Here is a 9,979-nt window from a genome sequence, read left to right on the forward strand (position 1 = left end):
GAGCGTAGCGCACAACTTTGGAACTCTTTGGAGAACCTTGGAAATCAAAGGGATCGACGGTACAGTGCGCCCATGACCGCATCGCTGGAGGAGCTCGAGGAACGCCTGTCGCGCCTGCGCGCCCTCCTGCGAGAGGCTCGACGCGCCCGCGACAACGCGGCCACCGCCCGCATCCGCGCCGAACTGCGCGAGGCGGAGGCCGCGTGGGAGCGAGCCCTCGACGCCGAGGAGGCGGAGGCGGCCGCGCCACCTGCCGCGGCTCCTTCCTCACCCGCCGAGTCCCCGGCACCTGCCACCACCGCCGGGACCGTATCCTCGTTCCGGCTCCAGGCCCACGGGAAGCAGTCCACCCACGGCGCCGTCCCGGTCCGCGAGCAGGTGCACCAGGCACTCACCCTGCTCGGCGCTCCCGCGTCGCCCAAGCTGATCTCATCCGTATACCAGGCCTTCTTCACCGAGCCGCTGGTCGCGACGAAACTCGCCTCCCTCCGCCGGGACGAGGAAAGGTCCTTCACCGCACAGGGCTACGCCCGCCCCTACTACATCTGTGCCGCCCTCACCCACGACCGGCTCACCCCCGCCCGCGGTCTCCTCGCCGTATCCGTCTGGCCCCTGGAGCAGCGCATCGTCGGCCCACTGAGCCCGCGTGCCGACTTCCTTGTCCACGCCATCGGCACCGCCGAGCAGATCCTGCGGCTCGACGTCGCCGGGCACGCGCCCTCCGGCGCAGCCCGCCAACTGTTGCGCCGTTTCGCGCTCAACATCCCCGGCGCGTACGACGACGAGGAAATCGACCCCGAACGCGTGATCTCCGCAGCACGCACGGAGGCCGCAGTGCACCAGGAGGCGGACTACTCCCTGCGTCGCACGACCGCCGACCGCGCACGCGGCCAACTCACAGAAGTACAGCAGCTCTTCGGGGCCCCGCCCCTGCACGATGCCCTGCGCGGTTCAGCCGGCTTCACCATCTGACCGACTACCGGATTCCTCCGGTGCCGCCACAGAATTCCGCGTAAGAAGAGAAGATGCCTCCGCAGCACCCCTCTCCCCCCTCTCCGGGAAGGCTCGCCGTCCTGCGCGGACCGCGGCCCCCGCAGGAGTACACGGCACGCAAGATCACCGCCCTCACGGCCAACCCGGCCTGCTCCCGCCGCGCCGTACTCGACGCAGCGGGCGTGGACAAGGCGTTGCTCGCCCAACGCCTTGGCCATGAGCCGCGTTTCGGCCAGTCCCCCTTCGCGATCCGGCGCGAGCAGAGCTTCGAGGCCCTGGTCAAATGGGGCGGCTACGCGGAGCTCATCCGCCTGCTCCGGGAGCAACTCGACGTCCCCGTCGAGGAAGCCGCGGTAGCCGATCTGACCGAGGTGGGCGGCGACGCTTCGCTCGCGGTGCGGGCGGGCGAGAGTCGGCGGCTTCTGAACCGCCTGGCGGCCGGCGCCGACGAGCGGCTGATTCTGGACCGCCCCGTCCTGACCCTGGAGGTCGCCGGTCAGACCGCCCACGTGATACCGCAAGCCCTCAGCCACCGCACCGGCGGACAGTTCTACGTGGTGGAGATCCGCTCCTTTCCGGCCATCGACGGCCAGGCGAACCCCTCGGCGGTCGCCCAGACCACGAAACAGGCCGCGGTCAGCGTCCTCGCCCTGCGACAGACCTTCACCGAACTCGGCCTCGATCCCAAGGCGATCGCCCACAGGTTCCTTCTCATCTGCCCTAAGGACTTCTCCAACCGGCCCTACGGAAAGCTGATCGACCTCCGCCAGGAACTCGACGCCCTGCGGTTCCAGTTATCGCGTCTGCGCCGGGCCGAAGACCTGGCCCACGCCCTCTCTCCCGACGCGACGCTCGACACCGAACGGCCGAAGGCCGAGATCGACGCCACGATGCGGGAGCTGGACGCAAGCTTCACCCCCGACTGCCTCTCGTTCTGCGAGATGTCCCGCTACTGCCGGGACGAGGCTACTGACTGCGCCTCCCCGGCCCGACTGGGTGGAGTGGTGCGCAACAGTCTTCCCGGCATCGACTCCACCCGGACCGCCCTCCGCCACCTCGACGGCACCAGCGCCCCGGGCCCCGCCGAGGAAGCGGTCATCATCCGGCTGCGGGCCGCCGAACGACTCCGTCGACTGCGTGGAGGTGCGACCGCGTGAGCGTCATCGCCACGGTGGCCGCCCTGCGGGCATCCACGTCGGAATACGCCGAGCGGCTGACGACCGTGCGCCACGAGCATGTGGACGACACCCCGTTCGTCCTCATCCCGCTCACCCTCGCCGGCGAGGCCTGCGCGCCACTCGCAGCTCTCGCCGGGACGGATCCCGACCACCCGGTGCTTCTGACGGTTCGCCGCCCCCACGACCGAACCGAGCGCTTCGGCTTCGTCGAGAGCCTCGCGGACCTCCTCCTGCCCTACTTCGAGGAATGCCGCGCCGCGCCGAAAGAGCCGTACACGGTCGGGCGCGGCAAGGACAAGGAGGAGCGGGAGCGGCCCCTGCGTGCACCCCAGCTCCTCGTCCCAAACGCTGGGGGGATCACGTACGTCCGGCTGCTGGGCCGTCTGACCCGGCTGCGCGCGACAGATGGTCCGCATGCCGTCTCCCCATCCGTACCCCTGCTCGGAAAGTGGCTGACCTGGTTCGCCGACCGGGCCGAGTTCCCGGATTCCGCCCTGCTCCAGGCCATGACGCGGTCCCTCTCTGCCCACTGGGCCACCGGGCAGAGCCCCACCGAGAACGCGAACCTGGCGTCCCTGCTCGGCTGGATCGATCCCCCCGCCGGACGCACCGGGGCCGAGACCGCCCGGGAGCGCGAAGACCCCGCGGCGTGGCCGCCCGCCGGGCCGACGACCGACCCGGTCTTCGACCGCACGCTCGATGAACTGATCACGAAGTACGACGGCGCAACCGGAGAGCGGGCGCGGGACGCCGCCGCTCGCACCATCGACCGCGAGCTGCACGCCCAGATGCTGCCGACCTGGCAGCTGATGTGGCACGGCGTCCGCCTGTTGCGCGAGCTTCCCGCAGGGGACCACGTCGCCGAACGGCGGGCATACGACCGGCGTCTGTTCGGCGAGTACGCGACCTATCTGGACGATGACGGGCGCCCACAGGCCCGCCGCGATCACGCGGTGGGCGCAGCCCGCCGCCTCGCCCGTATGGAGGAGGCTCAGGAGCGGTACGACGCCGAGCGCGCGTATGACGATCCGCTGGTGATGGCGGAGTACGAACTGACGGGCGAGGCGTTCACGGGCGTGGTCACGGCCCGGGAGGAAGAGCGCACCATCCCCGGGGCGCGGCCCGGATCCCCGCTGTGGCGCCCGACGATCACCGTGCACTGCGAAATTCCCGTGTCCATGGCGGCGGGGACGGCGGTCAAGTCCCCGGCAAGACCGAGGCAGAAGGCCGAGATCCTAGACGTCGCCCCCGACGGAGCCGGGTCCGCTGTGCTGATCCAGCTGAACGGCGGCTTCGGCAACAAGCGCAAGCCGCCCGCGCCTGAGGGGACCATGGCCGACCTCGGCGAGACGATCACCTTCACGTCGATCGATCCCAAGAACATGCCGTCCTCGCTCCCGGCTGAGGAGGACACCCCCTGGACCCACGGCGGTCCGCCACAGCCGTACGAACCCACCGACGAGGACGCGGAAGAGGTCTGGGGATGACAGCCACTCCGGAACCCGACAGCGGCACGTCACCCGGCGCCCTCGCTGACCGGGCGGTCGCCGACGTGCTGTCCGGCCTGGACTCGGCCACCGGACGCGGCATCGTGGTGGACTCTCCACCGGGCGCGGGAAAGTCCACGCTGGTCAAGCGCGCCACCGGCCACCTGACATCGACCGGCCATCAGGTGATGATCGTCGCGCAGACCAACGAACAGGTCGACGACCTGGTCGACAACATCGCCCGGGAATACCCGGACCTCCCCGTCGGCCGCCTCCACAAGAAGGACTTCGTCCTGCCCGAACGGGTGCGCCGGCACGCCAACGTGCGGGGCAGCAACGAGGCACCCGCCCTCCGCGAGCTGCCGGTCGTCGTCTCCACTGCCAAGAAGTGGTCGCACGTCCCCCGCGAGAAGTGCGCGCCATGGCGCTGGGCCATCGTGGACGAGGCCTACCAGATGCGGTCGGACGCGCTGCTGGCGACGGCACCGCTGTTCTCCGAGAAGGACTCACAAGTCCTCTTCGTCGGCGATCCCGGGCAGCTGGACCCCTTCGCCACAGTGGACACCGACCGCTGGCAGGGACTGACCTGGGACCCGCTGCGCAACGCCGTCGACGTGGCGCTGGCGCACAACTCCGACCTGCTGCGACACGAGCTCCCGGTCTCCTGGCGGCTGCCGGAGATGGCAGCCCCTCTCGTGCAGAAGGCGTTCTATCCCTTCTACTCCTTCATCTCCGGCACCAAGGCGGCTGACCGCGTCCTCACCTACGGCACCGCACCTCACCGTGCAACACCGTCGGACGCCGTCCTCGCCTGCGCGGCCGGGTCGGGCTGGGGTCTGCTTGAGCTTCCGCCTCGGCACACCCTCGACGATGACCCCGAGGTGGCCGAAGCCCTGGCAGAAACGGCGGCCCGGTTGCTGGAGCGAGGGGCGCTGGTGAACGGAGAGCCGCTCATCGAGTCCCGCATCGCGATCGGAGCCGCCCGTACGATCCAGGCGGACTCGGTACGGTCGCGACTGGAGAAGCGGGGTTTCACGGACATCACCGTGGACACCGCCAACCGTCTCCAGGGCCGCGAGTTCGACGTCACACTGGTCTGGCACCCGCTCTCCGGCCGTCAGGATGCCTCCGCCTTCCATCTGGAGACGGGTCGCCTGTGCGTCCTGCTCTCCCGCCACCGCTTCGCCTGCATCGTCGTGGCCCGCGCCGGCATCACCGACCTCCTGGACCGGCATCCCCGCAGCAGCCCGGTCTACCTCGACGTACCACCGAAGTTCCCGGACGGGTGGCGGGCGCACCAAGTGGTCATGGGCTACCTGGAGAAACAAGCTCGTCCATAGCTGTAGGCCGCCCTTCAGCTCGCCCTGTACGTAGGCGCAGCGCGCATCCGACGCACGCCAGTGGACAGGACGAGTTGTCTACGCTGCAAAGTTCAGCGGGACGTCCAAACGCTCCCAAGCTGCCAGCACTGCCTTGTGCGCGTCCGGCTGCAGGTGGGCGTAGCGCTGGGTGGTCTGGAAGCTCTCGTGGCCGAGGAGGTGCTGGACCTCGTAGAGGGAGACTCCCTTCTGGACGAACCACGAGGCGCAGGTGTGGCGCATGGAGTGGGGCGGATAGTGCGGGACGGGAAGCTGCTCCCCGTCGGTGCCGAAGTAGTGGGCGTTCTCGATGGCCGGCCACCAGATCTGGCGGCGCCAGTTGCCGTCGTCGAGCCGACGACCGGCGCGGCCCTTGGTGATGGTGGTGAAGACCAGGGCGTCGCGGTCGAGCGGGTGAATGTGCCGTTCGAGGGCGTCCAGGACGTGCGGTGGGAGCGGGACCTCCCGGCGGCTCCTCGAACTCTTGGGGTACTCCTTGATGCCGCTCTTGGTGTTGACCTCCACCACGAACAAGCGGGAACGGCGCTGGTCGATCCGATGGCGATGCAGGCCGGCGAGTTCGCCCCAGCGCAGGCCCGTGTAGAAGCCGAGCAGGCACATGGTGCGCCACGGCGCCGGGAGCTCGTCGACGATGCTCTGCGCCTGGTCGAGGGTGAACCATCGCGGGGGCTTGATCGCGATCTGCGGCAGGTCGATGTTCCTGCAGGGGCTGACCGCGATGACATCATCGTCGACGGCCGCACGCATGATGGACGACAGCAGGTTGTACGCCCTCTTGATCGCCGAGGCGCCGACCCCCTTCTCGACCAGTCCACGGATCCAGCTCTGGACCTCCATGCGGGTGACGGCCCGCATCTCCCAGTCGGCCCAATGGGGCAGCACGTGGTTCTTGATGCTGGAGGCGTCGCCGCGCAGCGTGTGGGGCTCGACGACACGGGCCTGCCACCAGCGGGCGTGCCACTCGTGAAACGCCATTTCGCCGGCTCGGGGGTCCCGCATGCTTCCGCGGGCGAACTGGGTCTCCATCTCGGCGCCCCAGGCACGGGCCTGTGCCTTGAGGGGAAACGACTCGCTGAACCGGTCTCCAGCCCGGTTGCGGACGGTCGCCTGCCATTTGCCGGAGTTCAGCTTCCGGAGGTACGTGGTTCCGTTCCTTCCTGTTTCGCGTACGGAGGGACTTGGTCCTGGTCAGTGGCGGCGCGCGGGCGAGGAGACCGCCCGGCTGTTGATGAAGTCGTCCAGGCTCGCGGCGGGGACGCGAACGCGAGAGCGAGCCGGTCCTGTGCGCAGGTCGACGACGGGCAGCTCGCCGGCGGCGATGAAGCGGTAGACCGTGCGGCGGTCAACGTCCAGGGCGGCGGCGACGGCGGGTATGGACAGCAGGCGCGGGGCCATAGGCGGTTCCTTTGCGTGAGAAAGAGCGACGGGAATGGAGAGATCTAACTGGGACGGGAGGCAACAAGCCCAGCCGATTCCGCGAGATCGTCGAATAGGGCTTCTACGTACGGCCAGGATCTCCGAGCGGAGCAGAAGAGGAAGCGAGCGGGGCTACGTGTGCGCGGCGGGGAATATGAAATCGGCGCGTAGGAAAATAGAGCAAGGCATCCTCTGGGGAGGTGGGCAGACTTCTGGCAGGGACCGGCACGACGAGCGTTCCGGGACCCCCAATCATCCGGAGAATCCCCGGTTTCGCTAACCGGGGATCGTCGGCTATATTTCGCCCACCCCGGCCGCCCCTGGGGGCATGAGGGGGCCGGCGAGGAGGGTCTGCGGGGCGATTCCGAGGGCTGTGGCGATGGCGACGAGGTCGTCGATGTCGCAGCGGCGGACGGTGCGTTCGATGCGGGAGAGCGCGGTGAAGGTCATGGGCCGGCCCAGTGCGGTGACCCGGGCGGCGAGCTGACGCTGGGAGTAGCCGCGGGCGGTGCGGGCGCGTTCGATGGCGTGAGCGGCGGCGTGTCCGGCGGATCCGATGGCGAGGGGGCATGGCGGCATGGGTGGTGTTGTAGCTTGCGCGCCGGCCGGTCCGGAAGGGCATTCCTGTCTGCCGTGAGCGATGCAAATCACCCGGCGATTTCTCGCAGCGATTTCGGTGACCGGGAATTCGCCCCTACAGTTGCGGGATTCGCCGACGCGGCATGCCGCCGGGCTGTACGGAATTCCAGTGCAAAGTCTGGACTTCTGCGCCCCAGGTGTGGCTGTGTTGGCAATGCCCCCCGCACCGCCGGATTCCCCGGCCCTCTCCCTGAAAGGTGGTCGATCGCCATCGCCCGTATCCGCACCATCAAGCCCGAGGCGTTCTCGTCCGAGTCCCTCGCGGCGGTGTCGCTGTCCGCCGAGCGGACCTTCTTCGGGCTGCTCACCCAGGCCGACGACCAGGGCCGGTTTCGCGACCAGGCCGCCGTCATCGCCGGCCAGCTGTGGTCGCTGCGCCGCGAGCACGGCCCGGAGGCGGTCGAGGACGACTTGATCCAGCTCCACGGTGCCGGGCTGATCTGCCGGTACGAGGGCGGGGACGGCAAGCGGTACCTGCACATCGTCAGCTTCGCCCAGCACCAGAAGATCAACCGGCCCAGCGGTGTCCGGACGCCCCCGTGCCCGCACCACGATCTCGGGATTCCGCGTGAGCCCTCACCGCAGGCGCAGGGAGCTCTCGTGGAGACTTCCGCAAGTCGTCAGGGAGGACTCACGGAGTCCTCCGTGAACAACGAATCCGCAGGTCAGAGGCAATTCCGTGAGCACTCACCGCAGCCGCAGGGAGGGCTCACCGAGCCCTCCGTGAGCCCTCACCGTCCGGATCTAGGACCTAGGAACAGGGATCTAGGATCTACCCCGTTGGGGGGCGCAAGCGCCCCCGCACCCCAGTCGGTCTCGGCGAAGGACCTGATCGGCGAGTACGCCGCCGGATGCCCCCACCGCCCGCCGCAGGACGTGCTCGGCCACCTCGGCCACGAGGTGAAGAAGCTCCTCGCCGAGGGCATCGCCCCGGACCACATCCGCGCCGGCCTCGACCGCCACCGCGCCAAGGGCCTGCACCCGAGCACCCTGCCCAGCCTGGTCCACGAGGCCATGAACGCCACCCCCGCCGCCACCACTGCCCACCGGCCGTGGACCAACCCCACTGACACCGTCGCCGCCTACGGAGGTGAACTCTGACCACCACCCTCACCCGCGATCCGCAGCAGCCCGCCCGTATCACCGGCCGACTCGGCGACATCCTGGCCCAGCGCGGCATCGCCCCCGACGCCGCCGCCCAGGAGCCGGCACCTGAGCCGGTCACCGCACTGGAACTGGCCGAAGGACGTATCCCCGCCCGCTACCGCCACGCCCTCGCCGACCACCCCCAGGTCACCGCCTGGGCGGACGAGATCACCCGCGCCGGACGCCCCGGCCCCGGCGGCGCACCGGGCATCGCGGAGGGCCCCTCGCTGCGAATCGTCGGACCGACCGGCACCGGCAAGACCCACCAGGCGTACGGCGCCATCCGCAGCCTGCTCGCCGCCGGGGTCCGCCTGCGCTGGGAAGCCGTCACTGCCGCCGACCTCTACGCCCGGCTGCGCCCGCGCCCCGGCTTCGACAGCGAGCGTGACCTGCAGAGCCTGATGCGCTGCCCGCTGCTGCTCCTGGACGACCTCGGCGCGGCGAAGACCAGCGAGTGGACCGAGGAGCTCACCTACCGGCTGATCAACCACCGGTACGAGCACCTGCGCCCCACCCTGATCACCAGCAACCTCACCACCGACACGCTGCGGGCGGCCCTCGGCGACCGCGTCGCCTCCCGCCTGGCCCAGATGACCGAGCGCGTCACTCTCGACGGCCCCGACCGCCGCCGCACCAGACCCGCCGCCTGACGCCCGCCGCTACGCCACGGTTCCTCCCCCAGCCGTCCGGCCCCTCACCACGGACGTCTCACCACCCTGCCCTGCCCTGCCCTGCCCTGCCCTGCCCTGCCCTGCCCTGCCCTTGGAGCGTCTCCGCTTGCCCACGCCTTCCCCTGCCCCGCACCGCGCCGACTGGTACGTCCTCCTCGCCGCCGGTGCCGTGATCATCGCCCTCACCGCCGTCTCTTTCTGGCTCTCCTACGCCCACCTCGCCGAGGTCGCCGGAGAACACGGCCTCGGCAACTCCCCCGCCCGCATGTGGGCCTGGCCCGCCACCCTCGACGCCTTCGTCGTCGCCGGCGAACTCCTCATGCTCCGGGCCGGCCTGCGCTGCAAGCCCGACTGGTGGGCCATCGCCCTCACAGCCACCGGCTCCCTCGGCTCCATCGCCCTCAACGTCGCCGGCGTCACCGGCACCCGTGATCCCGCCGACGTCCCCGTCCTCGACTACGTCGTCGCCGCCATACCCCCGACCGCAGCGCTCCTCGCCTTCGGCGTCCTCATGCGCCAGATCCACCAGCACCTCGCCTACCCGAACCGTAAGGCGCACCTTGGCCATCTTCGGGTAGCCGGACCTGCGGTGACCGAGCACCCGCGGGAAGGGGACCGTCCCCGCCCGCATCCCGTCCCCGCCCCGTCCGTTACCGAAGGCCCAGACCGCGCCACCGAGGCAGCCACTGCCGTCGAGCCCCCGGTACGTCCGCGCAAGGTCGGCCGCCCTCCGACCGGAGACCTCGACGAGTTCGTGCGGATCGTCGAGCAGATGGAGGGCGAGCAGACCCGAAAGGCCATCCGGGCAACCCTCCGCGCCGCCGGCCACACCATCAGCAACGGACGGCTCACGGAGCTTGTAAACCGCCTCGACGGAACGGTCCCCAAGGGGCCGTCCGAAACCCCGAGCACCACTGACCGGAAATAACCGCAGGTCAACCCCATTCCGGTCGGTCCGGGTTGCCCCAACCCGGACCAAGGTCCGACCCGAAGAAGTATGGAGGGGAACCGCCGTGGCACTCTCGATTTCGGTGGTTGTGCTGCTGGCGATCGTCGCCCCGCCATCACCC

10 protein-coding genes are annotated in these 9,979 nt (G+C 70.0%); 7 read left to right on the forward strand and 3 right to left on the reverse strand.

Annotated features, from left to right (window positions below; genetic code table 11):
* Nucleotides 1-72: 72 nt before the first annotated feature.
* The 4 genes from AB0C99_RS12650 (at nt 73) to AB0C99_RS12665 (ending at nt 4,998) form a co-directional block, all read left to right on the forward strand.
* A complete protein-coding gene (locus AB0C99_RS12650) occupies nt 73-972 on the forward strand; it encodes a hypothetical protein (protein WP_362473513.1) in 900 nt (299 codons plus the stop codon).
* Between the two features lie 203 nt (nt 973-1,175).
* Nucleotides 1,176-2,150 carry a hypothetical protein gene (locus AB0C99_RS12655; protein WP_362473516.1) on the forward strand — a complete coding sequence of 325 codons (975 nt, stop codon included), beginning with the start codon at nt 1,176-1,178 and terminating at the stop codon, nt 2,148-2,150.
* Nucleotides 2,147-3,658, forward strand: a complete 1,512-nt coding sequence (locus tag AB0C99_RS12660; RefSeq protein ID WP_362473519.1) for a hypothetical protein — start codon at nt 2,147-2,149, stop codon at nt 3,656-3,658. Before AB0C99_RS12655 ends, AB0C99_RS12660 begins: the two co-directional genes overlap by 4 nt.
* Nucleotides 3,655-4,998: an AAA family ATPase gene (locus AB0C99_RS12665; protein WP_362473522.1), complete on the forward strand. Its 1,344-nt coding sequence runs from the start codon at nt 3,655-3,657 to the stop codon at nt 4,996-4,998. The genes AB0C99_RS12660 and AB0C99_RS12665 overlap by 4 nt, the downstream gene beginning before the upstream one ends.
* A gap of 78 nt (nt 4,999-5,076) precedes the next feature.
* On the opposite strand, the gene AB0C99_RS12670 is transcribed toward AB0C99_RS12665, so the two are convergent.
* The 3 genes from AB0C99_RS12670 to AB0C99_RS12680 all read right to left on the reverse strand — a co-directional run bounded on the left by AB0C99_RS12670 (nt 5,077) and on the right by AB0C99_RS12680 (nt 7,032).
* Complete coding sequence (locus AB0C99_RS12670; RefSeq protein WP_362473525.1) at nt 5,077-6,012, reverse strand: site-specific integrase; 936 nt, start codon at nt 6,010-6,012, stop codon at nt 5,077-5,079.
* Between the two features lie 213 nt (nt 6,013-6,225).
* Nucleotides 6,226-6,432: a helix-turn-helix domain-containing protein gene (locus tag AB0C99_RS12675; RefSeq protein WP_362473528.1), complete on the reverse strand. Its 207-nt coding sequence runs from the start codon at nt 6,430-6,432 to the stop codon at nt 6,226-6,228.
* A gap of 315 nt (nt 6,433-6,747) precedes the next feature.
* The gene (locus AB0C99_RS12680; protein ID WP_362473530.1) at nt 6,748-7,032 is read right to left on the reverse strand and encodes a helix-turn-helix transcriptional regulator; all 285 of its coding nucleotides are present in this window, start codon (nt 7,030-7,032) and stop codon (nt 6,748-6,750) included.
* 270 nt (nt 7,033-7,302) lie between these two features.
* Between AB0C99_RS12680 and AB0C99_RS12685 the strand changes: the two genes are divergently transcribed.
* From AB0C99_RS12685 to AB0C99_RS12695, 3 genes are all read left to right on the forward strand, one after another.
* Complete coding sequence (locus tag AB0C99_RS12685) at nt 7,303-8,193, forward strand: hypothetical protein (RefSeq protein WP_362473548.1); 891 nt, start codon at nt 7,303-7,305, stop codon at nt 8,191-8,193.
* Nucleotides 8,190-8,888: an ATP-binding protein gene (locus AB0C99_RS12690; protein WP_362473551.1), complete on the forward strand. Its 699-nt coding sequence runs from the start codon at nt 8,190-8,192 to the stop codon at nt 8,886-8,888. Before AB0C99_RS12685 ends, AB0C99_RS12690 begins: the two co-directional genes overlap by 4 nt.
* A gap of 127 nt (nt 8,889-9,015) precedes the next feature.
* Nucleotides 9,016-9,837 carry a DUF2637 domain-containing protein gene (locus tag AB0C99_RS12695; RefSeq protein ID WP_362473533.1) on the forward strand — a complete coding sequence of 274 codons (822 nt, stop codon included), beginning with the start codon at nt 9,016-9,018 and terminating at the stop codon, nt 9,835-9,837.
* The last annotated feature ends 142 nt before the right edge of the window (nt 9,838-9,979 follow it).

It is taken from the genome of Streptomyces sp. NPDC048659 (assembly GCF_040650575.1).
In the GTDB taxonomy this organism is placed as follows: domain Bacteria; phylum Actinomycetota; class Actinomycetes; order Streptomycetales; family Streptomycetaceae; genus Streptomyces.

What these genes read in the sequence shown, in the direction of transcription:
- AB0C99_RS12650 (WP_362473513.1), top strand. Translation starts at nt 73, where the DNA reads ATGACCGCATCGCTGGAGGAGCTCGAGGAACGCCTGTCGCGCCTGCGC.
- AB0C99_RS12665 (WP_362473522.1), top strand. Translation starts at nt 3,655, where the DNA reads ATGACAGCCACTCCGGAACCCGACAGCGGCACGTCACCCGGCGCCCTC.
- AB0C99_RS12670 (WP_362473525.1), bottom strand. Translation starts at nt 6,012, where the DNA reads ATGGCGTTTCACGAGTGGCACGCCCGCTGGTGGCAGGCCCGTGTCGTC.
- AB0C99_RS12675 (WP_362473528.1), bottom strand. Translation starts at nt 6,432, where the DNA reads ATGGCCCCGCGCCTGCTGTCCATACCCGCCGTCGCCGCCGCCCTGGAC.
- AB0C99_RS12680 (WP_362473530.1), bottom strand. Translation starts at nt 7,032, where the DNA reads ATGCCGCCATGCCCCCTCGCCATCGGATCCGCCGGACACGCCGCCGCT.